The 20,776-nt window shown below is 42.8% G+C and carries 17 protein-coding genes; all 17 read right to left on the reverse strand.

The features are described from left to right. Positions 1-103 precede the first annotated feature (103 nt). The 17 genes from NST58_RS19180 to NST58_RS19260 all read right to left on the reverse strand — a co-directional run bounded on the left by NST58_RS19180 (position 104) and on the right by NST58_RS19260 (position 20,604). Entirely contained in the window at positions 104-1,690 is a 1,587-nt protein-coding gene (locus NST58_RS19180) for an extracellular solute-binding protein (RefSeq protein ID WP_076277781.1), read from the reverse strand. An 87-nt stretch (positions 1,691-1,777) separates the two neighbouring features. Further along, entirely contained in the window at positions 1,778-2,641 is an 864-nt protein-coding gene (locus tag NST58_RS19185) for a carbohydrate ABC transporter permease (RefSeq protein ID WP_076129850.1), read from the reverse strand. Positions 2,642-2,671: 30 nt separating this feature from the next. Continuing rightward, a complete protein-coding gene (locus NST58_RS19190) occupies positions 2,672-3,646 on the reverse strand; it encodes an ABC transporter permease subunit (RefSeq protein ID WP_076217808.1) in 975 nt (324 codons plus the stop codon). Between the two features lie 195 nt (positions 3,647-3,841). Continuing rightward, positions 3,842-6,073 carry a helix-turn-helix domain-containing protein gene (locus NST58_RS19195; protein ID WP_339243860.1) on the reverse strand — a complete coding sequence of 744 codons (2,232 nt, stop codon included), beginning with the start codon at positions 6,071-6,073 and terminating at the stop codon, positions 3,842-3,844. Between the two features lie 224 nt (positions 6,074-6,297). Beyond that, positions 6,298-6,915, reverse strand: coding sequence for a glycerol-3-phosphate acyltransferase (locus NST58_RS19200; protein WP_339243861.1), 618 nt, complete (start codon positions 6,913-6,915; stop codon positions 6,298-6,300). Then, positions 6,915-8,006 carry a glycosyltransferase family 2 protein gene (locus NST58_RS19205; RefSeq protein WP_339243863.1) on the reverse strand — a complete coding sequence of 364 codons (1,092 nt, stop codon included), beginning with the start codon at positions 8,004-8,006 and terminating at the stop codon, positions 6,915-6,917. The genes NST58_RS19200 and NST58_RS19205 overlap by 1 nt, the downstream gene beginning before the upstream one ends. Positions 8,007-8,071: 65 nt before the next feature. Next, complete coding sequence (locus NST58_RS19210) at positions 8,072-9,274, reverse strand: MFS transporter (protein WP_076129845.1); 1,203 nt, start codon at positions 9,272-9,274, stop codon at positions 8,072-8,074. Between the two features lie 10 nt (positions 9,275-9,284). Then, positions 9,285-10,322, reverse strand: a complete 1,038-nt coding sequence (locus tag NST58_RS19215; protein ID WP_339243865.1) for an ROK family protein — start codon at positions 10,320-10,322, stop codon at positions 9,285-9,287. A 186-nt stretch (positions 10,323-10,508) separates the two neighbouring features. Continuing rightward, positions 10,509-11,024, reverse strand: a complete 516-nt coding sequence (locus NST58_RS19220) for a GNAT family N-acetyltransferase (RefSeq protein ID WP_339248787.1) — start codon at positions 11,022-11,024, stop codon at positions 10,509-10,511. A 2-nt stretch (positions 11,025-11,026) separates the two neighbouring features. Continuing rightward, on the reverse strand, positions 11,027-12,229 hold the full coding sequence (locus tag NST58_RS19225; RefSeq protein ID WP_339243868.1) for a Gfo/Idh/MocA family oxidoreductase: 1,203 nt from the start codon (positions 12,227-12,229) through the stop codon (positions 11,027-11,029). After that, positions 12,226-13,086 carry a metallophosphoesterase gene (locus NST58_RS19230; protein ID WP_339187493.1) on the reverse strand — a complete coding sequence of 287 codons (861 nt, stop codon included), beginning with the start codon at positions 13,084-13,086 and terminating at the stop codon, positions 12,226-12,228. The genes NST58_RS19225 and NST58_RS19230 overlap by 4 nt, the downstream gene beginning before the upstream one ends. A gap of 12 nt (positions 13,087-13,098) precedes the next feature. Then, complete coding sequence (locus NST58_RS19235; protein ID WP_256717181.1) at positions 13,099-14,007, reverse strand: carbohydrate ABC transporter permease; 909 nt, start codon at positions 14,005-14,007, stop codon at positions 13,099-13,101. A gap of 12 nt (positions 14,008-14,019) precedes the next feature. Then, on the reverse strand, positions 14,020-14,910 hold the full coding sequence (locus tag NST58_RS19240; RefSeq protein ID WP_076307238.1) for a sugar ABC transporter permease: 891 nt from the start codon (positions 14,908-14,910) through the stop codon (positions 14,020-14,022). 104 nt (positions 14,911-15,014) lie between these two features. Further along, positions 15,015-16,391 carry an ABC transporter substrate-binding protein gene (locus NST58_RS19245; RefSeq protein ID WP_076190979.1) on the reverse strand — a complete coding sequence of 459 codons (1,377 nt, stop codon included), beginning with the start codon at positions 16,389-16,391 and terminating at the stop codon, positions 15,015-15,017. 33 nt (positions 16,392-16,424) lie between these two features. Next, positions 16,425-17,315, reverse strand: coding sequence for a hypothetical protein (locus NST58_RS19250; protein ID WP_076190976.1), 891 nt, complete (start codon positions 17,313-17,315; stop codon positions 16,425-16,427). A 138-nt stretch (positions 17,316-17,453) separates the two neighbouring features. After that, positions 17,454-18,308, reverse strand: a complete 855-nt coding sequence (locus tag NST58_RS19255) for an AraC family transcriptional regulator (protein WP_076190973.1) — start codon at positions 18,306-18,308, stop codon at positions 17,454-17,456. A 184-nt stretch (positions 18,309-18,492) separates the two neighbouring features. Continuing rightward, entirely contained in the window at positions 18,493-20,604 is a 2,112-nt protein-coding gene (locus tag NST58_RS19260; protein WP_339248788.1) for a glycoside hydrolase family 52 protein, read from the reverse strand. Positions 20,605-20,776 lie beyond the last annotated feature (172 nt).

Consider the following 20,776-nt stretch of genomic DNA (forward strand, 5'->3'; position numbering starts at 1 on the left):
TTTACCTCCGTTATCTTAGAATCAACTCACTTAAGGGTTTAATAAATAGGCTGGAGCAAGCTTTTGCTCCAGCCTATCATCCAGTACTAATCAGCGAACCCTGCTATTTACGATCTGCCAGCACTTTATTTACCTCATCCGTTACTTCCTGACCTCCGGCCTTTAGCCAGCTATCCTTGAAATTATCAAAATCTTTACCCGTGTTCGCTTCTCCTGTAACTGCTTTGATAACAAACGTATCTTGCAACGTCTTCAGATTGCCCCAATACTTGGGTTTGCTTGTTAATACCGCTGGTCCCAGTACATCTAGCAATGGTGTAACACCTGGAGTGATCTTGTCTCTCAAATCTAGCAATTCTTGTTTTACCGTATGTTTTTCCATTGAAGTGTCTGTGGAGCTAAGTGGATTATAGAAATTACCTGCTCCCATCTTCGGAGCACTAACCTCTTCATCCGCTTTTGGAATGGCAAGGTCCCCTTCCATATCATAGCTCACACCCAATTGACCGAAACCTGTCAGCAGAAAACCTTCGGAATCCGTAGACACATATTCGAGAATTTCCATAATCTTATGACGTTTCTTCTCATCCTTTTCGAGTTGAACACCGAACAATACCGGTGCTTGTCTTGCACCATACGCGAAAGAATAAGCAACGCCATCTGGGGCTGTAAACGGCTTGCCAGGCACGAATATTTGACCTTTCTCTAGACCAGGTTTTGCGACAAACCCAGATTCTTTATAAAAATTTCCCCACTTCCCGTTATCAACCATACCCACTTTTTGATCAGCAAATTTAATATTGATTTCGTTATTATCACTAGTTATGAATTCAGGATCAATCAGACCTGCTTTGTACCATTTGCTCAATAACGCCAATGCTGATCGCGTCTCTTCTGTAATGCCTCCATAAACTACGTTCCCGGAAGCATCCTTCTTGAACTGATAAGGGGAAACAGCAAATGCTGAGAATACACTTGTGAACAATTGCTCTGGAAGCTTGCCGCGGCCGATTAAGCCGTAAGTATCCTTCTTCCCATTTTTGTCCGGATCTTCATTAACAAATTTGGTGAGTACATCCTCAAGCTCTTCCAGGGTCTTTGGAGGTTCTGAGTAGCCAATATTTTTCAGCCAGGCTTCATTATAGCCCGGAATAAATCCATCAAGACCACCTGGCCAAATTTTCGGGATCCCCCAGTTTTTTTCGTTGTATAAGCCTACGCCCCATGCCCCGGAATCAACCGAATCCAATGCTGCTGCATATTTCGGCATCAGGGATTCAATTTCAGCCTTATCAATCGTCGCAATAATCCCTTGATCTGCCCATTGCACCATATCCGTTTCGTTTGCATCGACCGGGAAGATATCAGGAATATCTCCAGAAGCTAGAAGCACCGAAAATTGTTCTTTCCAAGTTCCACGTTCCAATTTAATATTTTTGATTTTTACATTAAATTTCTTCTCGAGCTCGGTTTGCACATAGTTACCGTCTTCTTCTGGCGTATTAAAGTTGTTCGCCCAAATAATTTCAATCGGAGCTTCAGCTGCTGATGCCCCCCCTTGACCTTGATTCGTCGCCTTCGCTTCGTTAGTGCTATTATTCGCCGCATTCCCGCCGCAACCACTCATGACAAGTGAAGCCGATAGGGCTATCGCAGCAATTTCCAACCATTTCTTGGATGTATGCCTCATATTCTTTTATTTCCTCCCTTTTTTTGTTCATCTATATATTTAGACAGCCCGCGGATATAGCGGACTGTTTAAACCGTTCTAAGCCTTCTAACCCTTAAGTGATCCAACCATAATTCCTTTGACGAAGAAACGTTGCAGGAATGGATAGATCATTAATATAGGCAGCGCTGTAAACATAATAATAGCCGCTTTGACCATTTCAGGAGCCTGCTCATTGGTAGGAAGTGGTAACATCGGATCTCCTTCGGCTGAAATAACAAGCCGTCTTAAGAAAAGCTGCAGTACAATCTTTGATTGATCCTGCATATACAACATTGCATCAAACCAAGCGTTCCAGTGCCCTACTGCAGTCCATAGGGCTAATGTTGCTAGAACAGGCTTCGACAGCGGAATAACAATCGTAAATAAGATCCGCATATCATTAGCCCCATCTATTTTAGCTGAATCCTCCAGTTCCTCCGGTATACCCATAAAGAAATTTCGCAGGAGCAGAAGATTAAACGTGCTGAGCAGGCCGGGGACAATATAAACCCATAACGAATTTATAAGTCCCAGACTTTTGATTAGCAGATAGGTAGGGATAAGCCCGCCGCCAAAAAACATCGTTACGACAATGAACATTGTATAAAATCCCCGGTGCGGCAAATATTTACGAGATAGCGGATATGCTCCCAGTGACAGAAACACGAGTGTCAGAACTGTTCCTACAACTGTGCGGAAAACCGTATTCCCCATCGTTTGCCAGACCGTATCTGTTGTCAGTACACGCTTCCAAGCAAAGAAGGAAACTTCTTTGGGATAGAAATGAATTCCCGGCCGTAGTGCTTCCGCAGGGGTGCTAAACGATATAGAAAGCACATGCAAGAAGGGATAAATCATCGTAATACAAAGAATGATTACAAATAGGATTAGAAAGACTTGGAATACTTTTTCACCAGTGGATAGCTTCAATTGTAGTTACTCCTTCCTTACATTCATTCATTAATAAAGACCTTCCTGCCCCATTTTTTTCGTTATGAAGTTAGCAAATAACACCAGGATAAGACCCACCACATTTTTAAATAATCCAACAGCCGTCGTTAGACTGAACTGAAAGTTTTGCAGACCTATCCGGTACACATAAGTATCTAACGTATCCGCCACCCCATATACAGCTGGTGAATAAAGTGTTAAGACTTGATCGAAGCCAGCATCCAGCACACTCCCTACCCGAAGAATAAGCAGAATAGCAATCACCGGCAGGATCGAAGGAATGGTGATAAATAACGTTTGTTTCCAGCGATTGGCTCCGTCCAGAACTGCAGCTTCGTACATTTGGGAATCGATGCTTGCTAATGCTGCTAAGTATATAATCGTTCCCCAGCCGATTTCCTTCCATATCCCTGACATAACGAGCGTAAAGCGGAAATATTTCTCGCTGCCTAAAAAGTAAATGGGATCAAAGCCGAGCCACTGAATAATATAATTGACCACACCGGAATTCGGAGATAACAAAGCGATCAATATCCCCCCAATAACGATCCAGGATAAGAAATGGGGTAAATAGGATATCGTCTGTGCAACCTTCTTGAAGAAGGAAAACCTAAGTTCGTTAAATAACAGAGCCAATATGATCGGTGCAGGAAAACCAAAAATGATATGGTAAAAACTGATAATAAGCGTGTTCTTAATGATTTTCAAAAAGTCGGGTGAAGCTGTGAACAAATATTCGAAATGCTTTAAGCCGACCCAAGGACTTCCCCAAATTCCATCACGAATAAAATAATCTTTAAAAGCCAGTTGAATGCCATACATCGGGCCATAAGCAAATACGGTATACCAGATGATCACGGGAGCTAGTAATAAGAATAAATATTTGTTTTTTTTGTATTGGCGCCAAGTATGTGTCCACCTCGAGACTTTCGGCTTAAGATTCTCTCCCTGTTTTTGAATGCCAGCAGTGCTTGCCGGGTTCATAGTTGTTTTCTCCTTCCGAATACGATTTTGCGTTAAGACTGTGTCTGAACACCCCTTACGTTAGGGCATTGTAAGCGCTTTTTCTATTGTAAATTCATTAAAATCAGTAAATTATCTTCGTATTGGGGCTATAATTTTTCGAACAAAAGAAAAGACAATCGCGAGACGATTGCCTTTTCCACATGGATTGGAGAATTATGCACTTGAATGGTTCGAATGGTTTGCATTGCCTGCGTTCCTATACTGGACCGGTGTAACTCCGTAACGTGTTTTGAATTTGTTGTGAAAATATTGCGGGTTACGATAACCCACCTGAGCAGAAATCTCAGCTACGGACAGCTGCTTTTTTTCTCTTAATAAATCAGCCGCCTTCTCCAACCGCACTCGGGTTACATATTCAGTGAACGATTCATTCATAACGGTTCCGAACAAGGTAGAAATATACGATGGCGCCAACGAAGCAACCTCAGATAATTTATTTAGCGATAAATCCTCTTGAATATTATCATCGATAAAGATTTTTAATTTATGAATGATCTCTGTATGTGCGTGGTTTCCTGACTCTTGAATATAAGCTGTAATTTGTGCCGATAAATCACGAATGGAATCAAGGGTTTCGGCCAACGTCTCCTTTTTGAACTCATCGAACAGACTGGAAGGCGAAACGATTTGTTGCAGATCAAGCTCAATAATGGTCTGATACAGGACCGTAACCAACTGAAGCAGGCCTAACTCAACCGTCTCCAATTGGACATCACCTTTCTCCATGACCCTTTGGAAATCGTCCATAAACCTGTTCATCGTAACGTCATTGCCCGCCTTTAAGGCGTTTTTATAAAGATCAAAAGAGAATAAGTGTGGCGCAACATCGTTAAGCGGGATATGTGAATACCGCGCAATAGCTTCCGAACCATAGATAAACCGATATCGATAGGCATGTAAGGCATTTTGATACGAAAAGGGGATTTCTTCAGGTGCCTGAACCTTCGATCCAAGCGCTGCTCCAAAGTGTAGTTGCTCAGGCAACACATTTTTTATAAGCTCCAGTTCCTTCAATAATAAAAGCTCCAGCTCTTCGTGATCCTTATTCAACTCACTGAAATAGATAAGCGCCGCTTCCTGGGTATTTAAGCTGACGAATTTATAAAAGCTATAGGCAGCATGCTGTTCATAAAAAGCCCTGAATTCCTCGCAATCTCCCTTAGTTATACGAATATAGCTAGTCATGTAATGACATTGCAAAGGTAAATAATCGTAGTAATCCGAGCCAACGCCTGCACCTAATACCAGATTTTTTAGTTCATTCACTTTAGCTTTAGATTCTAAGGTTTCGATTTTTTGACCTAGCTTTGAGATTGTACTACCAATAATAGCGAATTCATTATGCGAATAGTTTACGGTGCCTGGATGATAAAAGCTGCGAACATTGTTAACAAGCTTCTTCATCGGAACATATACACGTTTGGAAATCAAATAAGCGAATAGAAGCCCAATTAACAATACCAGGATACAGCTGACAAATATTTGGCTCTTCAGCTGCTTTGATGAGGATACAAATGAATTCATAGGCCGTATTAATACGTATTTCCATTGATTATTCGAGGTTTGGTCATTTTTAAAAGACAACACATATTTGTCGCGTTTATTATAATGAATTTCCTTATTATTCCCTGCTGACTTCATCCATTGCTTAGCAGTCTTAAGCCCCTCTTCGACGTTCGAGCCCGTATGGATAATAGGGCTGCCCTTTTCATCAAAAGCATATAGCTTTTCCATCGGCGAGCTCATCGTGCTGGAAATCATTTTATTGATGTATTCTAAGCTAACGTCAATGTACATGGTGCCTGTTGATGTTTTTGATAAAGCACCATAGGGAAGGGCGATTGCGTAAGTCAACACCTCTTCTTCATCCGATAACGTTCTATATGTCCAGCGGTTTAAGGCTGGTGTCACTGAAGTTTTCAAGAAGGAAGCATCTGGAGAATTGTCCAGCTTCGAATAAAATTGGCTGTTATCGATGATATAATTTCCTTTCTCGAAGTATGTGGATATTTTGTAAACGCCTTCATTAGTAAGCTTGAAAATTTCGAGATCCTTGCGAAAAGCTAATATTCTGCTCGTATTGCCTTCCCATTCACTGTCCAGTAAATAATTCAGCATAGACTGATTTTCTAACGACAAGGTAGACACTGCTCGGTTGCGGATACTGTTTTCGTATTTTTGCAGCAGCGTATTCTCCACAAAATCACTTGAAGTCATCAGTCGTTGCTTACTGTCTCTGGCAATCTCATCCACCATTAAGCGATTAGCCTGAACATACAGATAACTGCCCACAAGTCCGATTAAAACAACGGCTAATAATGTGAATGAAAAAATCAGATGGGTAAACCATGTGCCTCCATTTCTTACTCTGCCGCCGATCTTCATCACAAGCCCCCCTTTAGTTCATAACCCTATCTCTGTAACTTTCTAAATTGAAAGCAATTATAATTAAAGATACTAAAATGCACCAACTTTAGCCATTATAAAATCTTCTGTTTAAAGATAACGCATCTTATAAAACCGAAAAAAAACAGGCTTCCCCGAAATTAATCGCTGGAAACCTGTTTATTAACCTATACAAAACATCTATCGCGACAAAGAAAGTAACTTCAATGCCCCCGCTCCCTTTTTGAATATTCCTTCACCCATGCAATCCATTCTAACCTGTGCGTATACACAAGGATCACAAAGCTCCCAAACCATACCCACAGGATAGGAGCAGACCACTTACTGATGCACAAATAGACAAAAAGGAGCAGCATTCCGCTAACCACTTGCACACCATCCGAGACAGGTGAATTCCCTCTGCTTTTGTACCCGCTGCCGAGCACTTTCAACACTGCCAGGATAACTGCTAACGCTAAAGAGGCCTTGAATCCTGTCAACGCGCTCCATACCCCAAAGGTTACGGCAATCGCCTTTCCTCCTTTTCCTTTAAGAAATAGAGAGAAGGCATGACCGGCAATAGGAGCTAAGGCTAGCGGAATAATGAAATAACCCTGACTATAATGACTTTCCATTACCCATAAAAGAGGCAAATATCCTTTTAAAAAATCCAACAACACCCCAAAAATTCCGAATTTATAGCCAGATGACTTCCAGAGATTCAAAGCCCCCGGATTACCGTCGCCTATGACCTTTAAATTCTTTTTACGCGCCAGCCCAAGCCAATAGGAAAACATAAGAGATCCCGACAAAAATAAACCCGCGACCCACAATATGATCATTAGTCCCTAGGGCCTCCCACCTGGATCTGCCTTCCTTTCCAGCTTACATGCCTCAGAAAAACGACCTGATATATCGAATAAAGCATAATCAAGATAAAGAAAACAGTTGCCACCACGTGAAATACAGGAATAACGATGCCAAATACACCTACATATTTTATAAAATAAAAGAGCTGGAACATATAAAGGAGATAACCGATCAATAAAGGCATAAACCATGAAGTATTCGCAAAAATAAACACAGTTTCTGAGATGATGAGTCCGATCACCCAAAGCGCGATTGGAATAATTGTCCGCGGGCTTAACGTTGAGGTGCTTAAGACAGCCCCTTTACTGAAGCCTTCAATCTCACTTTTTATCCCCTTCGGATACATACGAAAAGATACTAAGCCATAACCGATAAAATTTCTAATGGGAACACCTGCCGCGATAAACTTCTCTCCTAAAGACAAATCATCCAGCACTTCAGATCTAATACTTTGATGGCCATTAACTTTTTCATAATCCTGCCTTAAAGCTAGAATACACGAACCGTATAATCCTTTTTTAGCGTTATTCTTTTCAAAAACAGAGGTGAATGTGAAGATCCCCAGCACATTCATGATTAAGGCAAGTTTCTCAAACAGCTTTTCTGTATGATGAAAAGGAACTACCGAAATGACACCTTTCGATAGCTCCCTTGCTTTTAATAATGAGGCCAGAGCGTTAGGCTTTAACCGGATATCAGCATCCAAGAAAGCAAAAATATCGCCCGAGGCTTGTAAATACCCATTCCAGACTGCCCAGCTCTTGCCCGTCCATCCCTCAGGGAGACTGCTGTTGGCAATAACCTTAACTCCATAGCTTTCGGCAATTTCCTTGGTCCGATCCTCCGAGAAATCATCCACAACAATAATTTCATAGGGGGCAATGGTTTGGAGCTGGAGTGAGCCGAGCAGAAAACGCAAATTGTATTCTTCATTTCTTGCGGGGATAATGATGGACAATTTCTCCGGTCCTTGAAAATGTTCGTGATCGGCGGCCAATATATTCTTTCTAAACAATATAAAACCGGAGAGACATCCAACACCTATAATAATTAACAACCACATTTACAGCTCCCCCCTCCTATAGCTATATATATGAAGGGTTAGTCCGTAATATATTCAATTCAAATTTAACCGACATTTACTTTTGCTGAGTATTGATTAAGCTTTTCTGTACACAAGAGCATAACGATGGCGAAAAAAACGATCATTGCAGGAAAAATACCCAGCGTGAATTTCGAAGCTAATAAGCCGATAAAAGGCGGCATCAGCGTGGTGCCGGTATAAGCTGTTGCCATCTGGAAGCCCATAATCGACTGAGCATGTTTCTTCCCGAATCGTACAGGGGTTTCATGTAGCATACACGGAAAAATGGGGGCTAACCCTAAACCTATAATCATAAATCCTACAAGTGAAACTATAGTTGGAAGCGGCAATACTAACAGTACCGTACCGATTAAAGCAATGAGCTGGCCATATCGAATTAGCTGTTTATTACTCATTTTAAAAGTAATGAAACCCGTCACCATTCTACCAAAGGTAATCCCTAGATAAAAAAATGATACCCATGTCGCTGCAGTTGATGCAGGAATGTCTTTAATGTTTACAAGAAAGCTGCTCCCCCATAAGCCCATACTCGTTTCGATGGCAGAATAAAATAAAAAGGTTAACATTGCTAGCTTTACCCCTCTTAATTTCCATGGTTTTGTGTTCTCTGCGGCATGCTCTAGCTCCGGATGGTTGAACTCAGGATCACTTTCAGCATTCGGGTGGTTATTGCTCCCAGCCACTCTATCCCATAAGGGCAGTGTAACGAATAGAATAATGACTAAGCTCAATTGTATGTAAGCAACCGTAAGATAGCCTTGCCGCCATAGACCTTCTCCAGAGATAAAAGAGCCCATAATAATAGGACCCAGCGTGGCGCCCACTCCCCAGAAACAGTGTAACCAACTCATATGATGGGCTTTATAATGCGTAGCCACATAACTATTTAATCCGGCATCTACAGATCCTGCACCTAAACCAAGTGGAATTGCAGCAATAATTAACCAGACTAACGAAGGTGACCCTGCAAAACCAAGCAACGCTACAGCAGTCATGATACAGCTAATAAGAGTCACTTTCCCTGTACCAAAACGTTTAAGGATAACACCACTCATCAAACTGGAGACAATTGTCCCTACTGCAATAACCATCGAAAGAATTCCAGCAGTACCTAATGAAGCATTTAAGTCCATTCTCATCACTGGCCAAGCGGAGCCAAGCAATGAATCCGGCAAGCCTAAACTAATAAATGCTAAATAAATAATAATAAGAAAAAAAGTTGCCATAGTTATCTCCTTAATTGTTCTCATCTATTTGTTGTGAAACTAATAAGCCTAATCCAAGACTTTGTAATCCATTCAGATAATCACGTTTCAAGTTACTTACCGCTAACGCTGGAAGATGCTCCTTCGGAACGTATATTGCACTCCGTTCATAGATTTGATTAAGCATGGCTGGAGCTAATTCATCCTCACAAAAAATAATATAATGCGGATTCAAAATAGAAGTCATAGTAGCCACTAATCGACTAATCGCATCCACACTATGATTCGATTGCATATTTGATCCACCAGGATCTCCAGTTAATGCCTCTATGAAATTTTTATGATCATACTGTGGCAAAAATTGAACTTCTCCTGAAAAAAACGTCTTTCCTCGCACGATTTCACCATTAACCGCGATCCCAGCCCCCGGACCATTTTTCCCTAAATACAGATACATTAGAGATATATTCTCTTTCAAATTTCGTTGCGTCATATAGCCGATTACAGCGGCATTCATATCATTTTCCACGATTGTCGGAATAGATAGTTGATCTTCTATGTGTCTTTTCAAATCTAAATTCTGATATTTCTCATAACCCGGAATCAGAAAAATCTGCCCATGATTCACCGCACCTGGAACTCCAATAGCCACAGAATGGATTTTAGGATTGGCCTTTTTTTCATCTTCAATAAGCATGACCAGTTTACTAACATCTTCCTCAAGAATACTGGGCAAACTCCCTTCTTTGATTACCTCGCCAATGCAATTATAGATGGTATAATTGGTTTCATTTTTTTCCAAAAAAACAGCCATCCCTAACCGATAATTCGGATTATAGGTGTATCTTATTGCCCTTCTTCCCCCACTTGACTCATCCAGACCGCTGACCGTTATTTCCCCTGCCTCTTCCATCTGCATTAGAAATTTACTTATCGTTGGGAAACTGTATTGCAATTTATGGCTTAACTCTGCCTTCGTTGCTTTTCCTAGTTCTAATAATGCTGTTCGAATATTTCGGATAATTTCAGATTTCATTTGCTGTGAAGGAAGTCGTTTCTCACTCGCCATGGCTCTCCCACCCTCTCACCTATAGTCATACTGACTTATTAAACGCGTTTAATAAGTCAGTATGACTATAGCAGCAATTAAACCTAACGACAAGTTAATTCTTGAATCAAGCTCCTTCAGTAGGTGCAAGAATGAAATAAGGAGGCGTATAGCCCCCCTAATTCCTAGCATTTATCATCGTCAAAATCAAAGCCTTTGCAGGATTCGGTCCCACCTTCCAGGATGACTATCGTCTAAGTACACCGGCTGAAATCCTAATTTCAAATAAATACGGATGGCAAGCAATCTGAAATCATCGGTCTCTAAAGAGGCTGCCGCTCCACCTGATTCTCTTATTTTGTGCAAAATAGCAAGACTTACAGCATAACCGAGGCCTTTGCCAGAATATTCCGGAAGCACTCCAACCATATGCAAGTACCAGCTCTTAGGGTCTCCACTGTCTAATTCCCAGGCCGTAGCTGTCGCTACAGGCTGATTCCCGCGGCAAATGAACAACAAGCGCTCAGAATAAAACGGCACATGAGCACTGATTTTATCCGCAAATTTAACTTCTCTTGTAAAAGAATGGCGTATAAGCTCTTCCCAGTTCCGTTCATCATCCGGCTCGAAATGACGAATTAGATACCCGGTAGGACAGAGAAAAGCAGGCAAGTCGGACAGCATTTCTTTTTTCATTACAAGTTTGGAAAGGGCCTGTTCCACCGTCAAATTCTCACCTTCGATCTATAATCAGGAAAAGCTATAACTTTCCCACCCATCTCTACAGATTCCATAGATAATGTAAACACAGAGCTCCAAGTAACGGCATCATATACGTCCACCGAAGGGGTGCGATCCTCCTGAATCGCGGAAATGAATTCCTCAAGCACCATAAAATCACCTCCGCCATGTTTCGTCCCAGCAGCGTATTCGCCCCATTTTTTCCATGTTGGATGATCATAAAGTGGCTGATAGCTGCTTAACGGCTCCCACAATTCCTCTCCATCCTCTATATTTTTGGGCGAAAGATTCCTGAACCAGATCAAATCTTCCTCTTGCTGATGGCGGCCCGTAATATACGCCCCTTCAGTTCCTTGCAGCAAATAATGAGTTTTATTATGAGGTCGTACAGAGCTCCAATCTACACGCAGCTCAATCAGTACACCCTTTTCCGTTTGAATGACCGCAACCGCGCTATCCCCTTGCCGCCAGAATCCCTCCCGTGCTGCTGGGTGATCTTTTCCATAATGCTCTCCGAAATAATATTGTAAGGATCTAGATTTGGAAACAAAAGACGAGACGCTTTTTAATCGATCACCCTCAGGCTTATTGAGGTTAATCCATTGCGCAACTGGACCTATAGAATGCGTCGGATAATTGATCCCGTTATACTGCTGATGTAATTGCCCCCGCCAAGTCAGAGATCCATCCGGATGATGAGTCAAGTGACGTAAATCATGGATATATCCGCCTTCCAGATAAGTAATTTCACCGAACATGCCTTGATCCGCCATATGTTTAATCGTCAGATTGGAGCGCGAGAAGCAGTAATTTTCAGACATCATATATTTAAGTCCAGTTTGTTCAACAGTTTCGATAAGCTCCCAAGCTTCCTCTAAAGATTGGATCGAAATCACTTCGCTTAGGACATGCTTACCCGCTTTTAAAGCATCCATAGATTGTCTGGCATGCAAATGCATGGGGCTTAAGATAAACACTGCATCTATCGCCGAATCTTTTAACATTTCATGATAATCCCGATAGGTTCGGATGTCCGGAAATTTCTCTTTCCATTGATTAAGCACCCACTCATTCAAGTCACAAGTGGCGGTCAGATGTATCCGATCCGATAGAGAGTATAGTGCATTCATAAAACTGGCCCCGCGATTCCCGCCTACGATGGCTAATCTTACTGGCTGGCGATTCATTGCTGGTCCACCTGCTTTCTGTCCCTTTGAAGTCGATTGATGATTAGTTCCTGATCTCTCGCCTCCCCTTCAGCCTGCGGATATTTTTCATAATCAAAAATGCTGAGGGTAAATAATGAAGACCATTTACTTAATTGCTCGCTCGCCAGACTCACCATCTCTAACCGGATCTCATCTTCAAGCACAGTGAGAATTCGAGCAGCAGGAATATCCAGAATGGAGGCCGTTTGAATGAAATGCCAGTTTTCTTGTCTAACGATGGAATGTACATGATTATGGCCGTTAAAATAAAAACCCACACCTTGCCACTGCTTCAATATCGGCCAAATATCCAAGCTGGGATCCAGTGACATCATCGGTTCGGTTGATCTAGCCGTCGTATTATACAAGGGATGATGGCCAAAAACGAATAGTGGCTTATCTGTAGTCCGCTTCATTTGTGCTTCGAGCCAGGCTAACTGTTCATCATCAAGCGTTCCGCTCCAATCGTCACGATTTTCCCGTGCGGTATCCAGCAATATAATGATCGCATGGGTCTCTTCAATCACACTGTATCGCTGCTGCCGGGTGACGGAAAGGATTTCTTGCTTAGGATAAGTGTACGTATCATGATTGCCAAGAACATGTAGAAAACGCCTGGAATGCTTGCTGTCCTTAATCTTACCCATGATATAATTAAATTCGCTAAATTCTCCTGCATGCACCATATCTCCCACAGAAATATGATAATCGGCTGGGATGGACAAAAATAGATTCATAAATTGCTCGTAAAAAGCATCTCGTGCCTCTTTAATCAAAACCTTGTTGTTTAACAATTCGTCCGGATAATGTAAGTCTCCGATAATCGCCAGCCTCATAAATGCCTCCTCCTAACCTTTAATGCCAGAGCTCATAAAACTACCTATCACTTGCCGTTGGAACAATAAAAATCCAATCATTAAGGGTGCCGAGACAATCAGCGTAGCCGCGCAGACATCAGACCACTGTGCGCCTGATTCCGTGGCTTTTGCGAACATCGCCAATCCTACAGTTAACAAGCGATTTTCCTCTGAATTGGTTACAATTAACGGCCACAAGAAATCATTCCAATGAAAGCTGACCGACACGATGGCAAAGGACACATAAATCGGGCGTGACAGTGGAACATAGATTCTGGAAAGAATACGCAGCCGTGAGGCGCCTTCCACCCGGGCAGCTTCATCGAGCTCATAGGGTAATTGCTTAAAGGATTGTCTTAAGAGAAACACTCCAAAGGAGGAGGCAAAGTAAGGCAGTATAATCCCCAGCTTGGTATCCAGCAGACCCATTTCGTTCAACACTTGATAGTTGGAAAAGATAAGAACATCCGGCGGCACCATAATTTGCACCAAAAATAACAGGAACAGCAGCTCTTTTCCAAAGAAACGTACCCGTGCGAACGCATAAGCAGCCATTGTCATCGTAACGAGTTGCACAGCTAGCACAACACCGCACACCAGCAATGTATTCATTAAAAATCGTCCAAAAGGCGCTCCATTCCAGACATGAATCAAATTCTCGAACGTAAAGCCCCAAGACCAGCCCGAATCGATAGCGACGTCTTTAGGTAAAAAAGCCGTTCTGACCACCCATAGGAAGGGAATGATCCAGACCGCGGCAAAAGTAAATCCAACCACATGCCACAGTATCTGCTGGATTCGGCGCTTCGTTTTTTCTAAGTTCAACATGCGCTCCTCTTCTAAAGCTTTACGTGTATTCTGCCTTAATACTAAGTGCAGCTTTAATGGATTATCCTCCACGGATTCCACCTCCTATTCATAATGAATTTTCCGATCCCAGCCAAAAAACTGCAAAGAGGAAATCAGGAGCAGCAACACGATCATGACCACCGTCATCGATGCGGCCATTCCTTGATCGTAGAAATTAAAAGTGGACTCGTAGATATAATAAAGCAGCAGGTTGCTTGCATTGTTCGGGCCGCCTTTTGTCATAATCCAGAGATGGTCAACCAGCTTAAAGGAATTCGTTATCGCCACAACAGCCACGAACAGCGTAGTTGGCATCGTAAGCGGAATTGTAATTCTACGGATGGAGGTGAACGTACCAACTCCGCTTACTGCAGCCGCTTCATATAAATCCTTAGGAATCTGCTGCATTCCTGCTAAATAAAAAATCATAAAATATCCGGCTTCTTTCCAAATCATCATGATGACTAATGCGCCCATCACCGTATTAGGTGTTCCCAGCAAATTCACAGGCTGATCTGCGATCCAAGAAGCCAGTCTGGCGAAAAGACCAAAATGAGGGGTATACAGAAACAACCAAATGTTCGCCACCGCGATCATTGGGATCATATTCGGATAGAAAAAGGAAAGACGTGCCAGTCCCCGCCCTTTTATCGCTTTGTCGGCAAACAGTGCCATCAAGAAAGCCAAAACTATTGAGGTTGGTACTGTGCCAAGAGCGAACCATATATTGTTACTGAACACCTTCAAAAAAACATGGTCATGCAATAGATTAGCGTAATTCTCAAATCCTACGAACAAAGGCTCAGGAGTTGCTAAGTTTTTCTCATAAAAGCTGAGCCAAAGCGATTTAAACATAGGGTAATAAGTAAACAAGCAAAGAAAGAGCAGCGAAGGCAACACAAGTCCCCAGCCGAATCCGTTTCGTCTAAGCCTCTCACTCCATCCGGCATTCATACCATTCAATCCTTCCCTGTTAAAGGTTTCTAAGATTATTGAATAATGGAATGACGCCAGAACATGCTACCAAGGCTGTCCTGGCGTACCCCATACCTTAATAATTACTTATTGAAGGGAGCTAGTGCCTGATCTGCTTCTGCTTGCGCTTTTTTGAGCGCACCTGCGGCATCAATCTCTCCTGCCAATGCCGCTTGAATCTGATTCGTTATTGCCGTCGATACTTTACCATGATTATGAGTGGATAATTCCCGGAACGCATATTCCAGCTGGTTTCTTGCAACCAATGCTTGCGGGAAATCCGCCGTATATTTCTTCATTGCATCTGTATCATATGCGGATTTTCTTACGCCAACATAACCGGATGAGCTGCTGAAGAGGGCCGCCTGTTCCGAAGCCGTCATGTATTTGGCGAATTCCCAAGCTGCAGCTTGTTTTTCAGGAGAGCTGTCCTTGAAAATATACAGATTACCGCCACCAGTGGGTGATCCAAATTGCTTTTGTGCAGGTGGGAACGCTACACCGAATTCGAATTTCGCATTATTTTTTACATTGGTTAAATTGCCGCTTGTATGCATCATCATGGCTGTTTTACCTTGAATGAAATCCGTTGGAACCGTAGCCCAATCAATAACACCTTCCGGCATCGCCTTATATTTATGGGATAAATCCAACCAGAATTGCAATGCCTCCACATTCTCCGGTGTATCAAACATCGCTTTTTTGCCATCGGAAGACATTATGTTTTGCTTCGGATCAGAAGCATTTTGCCGAGCAAGCATTTGAAACATCCAATACGAATCATCATTGCCCGGAATTTCCAGCCCAACGTGACCGTCTTTGTTCAGCTTCTTAGCATAGGTTACAAGCTCATCCCATGTAGTGGGTGGTTTCTCTGGATCAAGTCCTGCGGCTTTGAACATTTCTTTGTTGTAATACATAACAATCGTACTTCGCTGAAAGGGCAGGCTGTACGTTTTACCTTCAGACTGAGTATCCTCCACAAAGGCGGGATAAAAGTCTTCCATTTGAATGTCCTTGTCCTTCGCAATATAATCATCCAGCGGAACAATCGCATTCATATCGAGCATGCTGTATAGCTCTGTTGACATCATGACCGCGACATCCGGTGGCTGCTTGGCTTGTACACCCGCTTGGATTTTTACGGTATTATCTCCGTAATTGCCTGTATACACGGGATTAACTTTAATCTCTGGGTGCTGTTCCATGAATGTATTAGCCATCCCATCGATTACTTTAGTAAGAGGACCCCCCACATTAACCGGATAATAAAAGGTAATCTCCACCGGCTTAGTAGCTGGAGTCTCTGTGGATTCAGGAGTTGCTGCGATTGCTGTAGGCTGAGCGTTATTAGCTTTCGCTTTGGCTTCAACTGTACTGTTATTGGCTTGACCGCAGCCCGCTACTGCCAACATCGAAATGGATAATAACGTTAGAATGGTTTTGGATTGCTTTAGCATTTCTGTTAGCCCCTTTTTTCGCTTGGATTTGAATTAGAATGCATAATGGCGAAAGTTCACACTAATACGATTTGAGCCTACATCAAGAATATGAAGCTGTGCACCATCAGCGGTGGGCAATACAGCAATTCCTTGAGCTTCTGTACCACTAGGCAGATTGCGATCAAAGGCCACAGATACGTTTCCAGTCTCCGGATCAATCTGGTAAATCGTTTGGGTCGCGTTATCCGTAGAGGCATATAGAATACCGTTGTACACTTCGGCACCTTGAATTCGATCAATGCTTTGGGAAAGTGGAACGGTTGTGATTACATGCATATCGTCGAGGCTAAGGACATTCAAGACGCTTGCATTACTCCACTGAGCTGTATAAACCTGACCGCGAGCGGCATCCACCGCTACCCATGGTACACCGCCAATATGCAAATTCAGCGGCAAAGCATAGGATGTGCCTGTATATTTCAAAGTGTTCACATCATAGAGGGCGATGTAAGGATGCTGATAGTTATTGCCGTCTTCAATAGGAGCGTATATTTTACCGTTATAGTAGGAAATATCACCGATATGGTCTCCACCTTGGGAGGCTATCTCCAGTGGAATAGCCAATTCATTCCGTGCTTTTACGGATTTTCCATCAAGTCCAGTCCGTAAGAGCCCATACGAGGAATTAAAGATCCATGAATTCCCGTCTGTAGCCACCCCTTGTCCCCGTTCCAGGGCATCAAGTAACCAGAAGGTTTGCTTAGATACTTCATGCCAAGTTCCAGCAGTTGTAGCTGAAGTCGAAGTTGACTCTGCACTGATTTCTACCTCAGTGTTTACTAGGTTATCCGGTCCGACTGGTGTGGCAGATGCTACTAAAGATAAAGAACTGGTTGTAAGTACCCCCGCGCAAATCAGACTGAATAATCTTTTTAATCTCATGTTTTCTCTCCTCCTAATAAGGTTGTAGTTCGGCATTTGTACGCCTTACTTCAACCTTATTATAGGAGCTGGCTGCAGCTCTCTAATTGAACAAAACACTTCATTTCTTGAATAAAACTCTCATTTACAAGAATAAAATTAATAAACCATATGATTAGGCTTGGAGGCGCTTTGATTCGCATACAGCTTTGGGGTTAGGCCGGTTTCTCGTTTGAACAATCTAGTAAAATGTCCTTGATCAGCGAAACCCACCTGAGACGCAATTTCCTTCAACCCAATTTTCCCGGAACGAATAAGAAATTTAGAACGTTCGATTCGCAGCCGGATTAAATAGTTATGGGGGGTATACCCTGTCTGTTGTTTAAAAATCCGAATAAAATGTGATTGGCTCATATTAGCCATGGTTGCGAGATCAGTCAGTTGAATCTCATCTTCCAGCCGCTCACGCATAAATTGAATGACCTGAAATATCTCTTGGTTGGCGGGCGTTTTACTGTTTGAGTGCTGGGGGATCACAGAAGAATAGTGTTGTAACAAATGAATAATTAACATATTCGATAAAGAGTCGCTGTATATTTTCCCTTTGGCACCGCCATTCTGCAATTCCTCCAGCATCCAAAGCCCTAATTGCAGCAGCTTGGAATCCTTGACATGAAATTTGCGGTCCAATTGGATATGGCCTTCCTTCAGATAACCTGATTCACGAGCAATCTCTTCGATGACCGCTGGTGTAATTTCAATTTTCAAAAAATAGAGCGAGGTTCTGCCCCAAGGACAAAGAAGGCTCTCATTACAAGGGGTAATATGAATGGTGTAATAGTTTTCGTAGTAGGCTGTGCAGTGAATCCCAATTAAATATTTTGACTCCGAGGATGGGGTGAAAGCTTGCTGCGGGCTATACCATTGTGAAACCTGAAGCTTATCCCAACCATAAGTATCGCTTGCAAGAACAGGCTGGGTAGTGGTAAAGGACGATTCTTCCATTTCTCTCATATTTCATCCCCCTTTTCCCCTCAATATAACAAGCCTATATACGCTCCGCGTCAATGAGCTGTAAAAGCTATATTAATTTCCTCTCAGCTTCAAAAGGTGTATACTTCGAAACAGCAAAATAGAGGGGTAGCCCCCTCTTAGTATTTTTGCATATTCCGTTTCTACTTATTGAAACTATCTATTCTTATTTCTCATCCAACCACAAAATCGCTGTAACGCCACGCGGATAATATTTACTGCCCGTGATCTCACCGGAAATAATCTGATCGCTCCAGCTCCAGATGGAAAGCTCCGGATGGGTGAGCCAAGCTACGTGAGCACGATCCGCTGCCGCTCCCCGTTCCTCCCATTCCAGTCCCAGAATGCTGCGGGCGATGAATTGGGAGAGATAGATTTTACTGAGCCAGCTATTATTGCTGGTTGAAGAGATTTTCCAGCCTCCGTCTTCGAATAAGCATACTCCCGGCTGTAACACCGCATGCAGATGCTTGTCGAGTGCGCCAATATAGGCGGCGAACCGTCCATTACGATCAAGAGCTTCTTTGCAGCCTGTAAAGTAAGGGAAGACAAGGCCTTCGATAGCCGGAATGATCTTGGAGTCATTGCCTTCTCCAATGACAGCCGGAATATACCCGTCTGCTGTAACACTTGCCACCATTGTTGCGGCGCATTTTTCAGCCTGATCCCCTGCTGTTTTGGACTGTTCCGCACGCCCATGCTCTGCAAATATTTTCTCCATAGCCAAGTAAGCAGCCCAGCATTTTCCTGCCAGATAAATATTGTTACGAGCCTGACCTAAAGACACATCCAAACTGTCATACGTAGTAATTTCGGCTCCGCCCATCGTACGTGAGCTATCAAGCCCCATGACACCATTTCTTTGTTCAGGATCTGGATGATCGCGATTTACCATGCTATCCAGGCATTTCTCCATAATACTCAGATTACGTTCCATCCAGCCGCGGTCGCCTGTATGCTCTGCATAAGTTGCTGCACTCAGCACCCAGTTAACCAATTGTTCATGTGTCATATGTGAGAAACAACCATCAATGCCATAGACCTCATAAGCAGAATATCCCGGACGTGAAACTACGTTGGCTACACCCATATCATGTGTGAAGCTAATTCCACCTGGATACTCTGTATCCTCACCCGGGAAACGCACCGTATCTTCGTAACTGAATCTTTCCACGAACATATCTAGTTCATTACGTACAGTCCAAGGATTCAAACGCAGCTCATAAAATAACTGATCGACGGTAAGATCAAAGGTATTCATCATCCGGTATTCGCCTTCGTTGACGATCCAAAATGGCATATTCTTGTAGTCCAGCAATTGCGTGGAGCCATAATAACTACGAATCGCATGCGCTAACATAAAGGTTTGATCTGCGGATAGGTCATCATGAGTAAATCTATCGTTAGCTTGCTCCGCTTCTTGCTTAAGGATATCAAATCTAGCTAATGCATATTCAGCCACTGCCTCTATATTGTTGAAATAATGATTGTAGTAATAAGAAGCATCAATTCCTGAGGTGACATAACCTGAACGGTGAAAACAAATAGCAAAGCGGTAAGTTTCTTTTACTCCGGCTGGAACATCCATGATCAAAGCGCCGACTCGTCCCAGTCCAAAGGTCCAATTCTCCTGCAGCTCCTCCGTTAGAATATCCTCCATCGTGAAATGCAGTGCGGACTTTGCAGTTCCTTTTTCCGCAGCAATCGCAATAAATCTTCCTTGGCCAACGCCTGTAATCTCCGATGATACATCATCCAGTCTTCTCATTCCGCTATACACATCTGTTCCCTGAAAACCAAAGAATGCACCGCGCGAGGTGGCGGATGAGGAGTTGTCCACTTCGAGTTCAACCAGCACTGCAGGCAGCAGCACATCCTTCATTTCTTCTATAGAGGCAGTTTCTGGATCCGGTACAGAACGAACGGGGGACAGAATCCGGAAGGTCAAATCACCCGCACTCCAGCTGTCTGTGGCTACATGAAAATCTCTGGAAATCTTATTCTCTTGAAAAGGGAACAGAATATTCTCCTTGTCAGGATTAGGATCCGGATTCTCAATATCATAACGTTTGCTTTCGTCCTCACCCCCGATTTCATGAAATGGCAGTGTATCATATCCCTTCCCGTCAGCACGTTCTAATCCTATGAATATATTTTGTCTAGGTGGTTTTCCAATCTCCAGATCGAAACCTCCACTAGCTCCTTTGAATCCTAAAGTGAAACTCGCAAATGCACCAATCGGTGAATGATGGGCATTAAAAAATTGATTATGCGCCATAAATAATAACACTCCTTCCAGCATGGTCCCGGATACCTCCGGGCTATATCTCCATGTTATCGATCTTTCCGGAAGTACAACAGGGTTAAAGCCTTCTTTTATTTGGGCAAATCAAACATCGATAAAAACCTATGTTATAATGAAGCCAAACTTTACAGTAAAAGAGGATTGA

Source organism: Paenibacillus sp. FSL R10-2796 (assembly GCF_037965315.1).
GTDB classification, from domain to species: Bacteria; Bacillota; Bacilli; order Paenibacillales; family Paenibacillaceae; genus Paenibacillus_AQ; species Paenibacillus_AQ odorifer.

Excerpts from the sequence above, each read along its gene's own strand:
- NST58_RS19215 (WP_339243865.1), bottom strand. The coding sequence starts at position 10,322 with ATGGCGAGTGAGAAACGACTTCCTTCACAGCAAATGAAATCTGAAATT.
- NST58_RS19200 (WP_339243861.1), bottom strand. The coding sequence starts at position 6,915 with ATGATCATATTGTGGGTCGCGGGTTTATTTTTGTCGGGATCTCTTATG.
- NST58_RS19225 (WP_339243868.1), bottom strand. The coding sequence starts at position 12,229 with ATGAATCGCCAGCCAGTAAGATTAGCCATCGTAGGCGGGAATCGCGGG.
- NST58_RS19240 (WP_076307238.1), bottom strand. The coding sequence starts at position 14,910 with ATGAATGCCGGATGGAGTGAGAGGCTTAGACGAAACGGATTCGGCTGG.
- NST58_RS19255 (WP_076190973.1), bottom strand. The coding sequence starts at position 18,308 with ATGAGAGAAATGGAAGAATCGTCCTTTACCACTACCCAGCCTGTTCTT.
- NST58_RS19250 (WP_076190976.1), bottom strand. The coding sequence starts at position 17,315 with ATGAGATTAAAAAGATTATTCAGTCTGATTTGCGCGGGGGTACTTACA.
- NST58_RS19230 (WP_339187493.1), bottom strand. The coding sequence starts at position 13,086 with ATGAGGCTGGCGATTATCGGAGACTTACATTATCCGGACGAATTGTTA.
- NST58_RS19190 (WP_076217808.1), bottom strand. The coding sequence starts at position 3,646 with ATGAACCCGGCAAGCACTGCTGGCATTCAAAAACAGGGAGAGAATCTT.
- NST58_RS19205 (WP_339243863.1), bottom strand. The coding sequence starts at position 8,006 with ATGTGGTTGTTAATTATTATAGGTGTTGGATGTCTCTCCGGTTTTATA.
- NST58_RS19180 (WP_076277781.1), bottom strand. The coding sequence starts at position 1,690 with ATGAGGCATACATCCAAGAAATGGTTGGAAATTGCTGCGATAGCCCTA.
- NST58_RS19245 (WP_076190979.1), bottom strand. The coding sequence starts at position 16,391 with ATGCTAAAGCAATCCAAAACCATTCTAACGTTATTATCCATTTCGATG.
- NST58_RS19195 (WP_339243860.1), bottom strand. The coding sequence starts at position 6,073 with ATGAAGATCGGCGGCAGAGTAAGAAATGGAGGCACATGGTTTACCCAT.
- NST58_RS19210 (WP_076129845.1), bottom strand. The coding sequence starts at position 9,274 with ATGGCAACTTTTTTTCTTATTATTATTTATTTAGCATTTATTAGTTTA.
- NST58_RS19260 (WP_339248788.1), bottom strand. The coding sequence starts at position 20,604 with ATGGCGCATAATCAATTTTTTAATGCCCATCATTCACCGATTGGTGCA.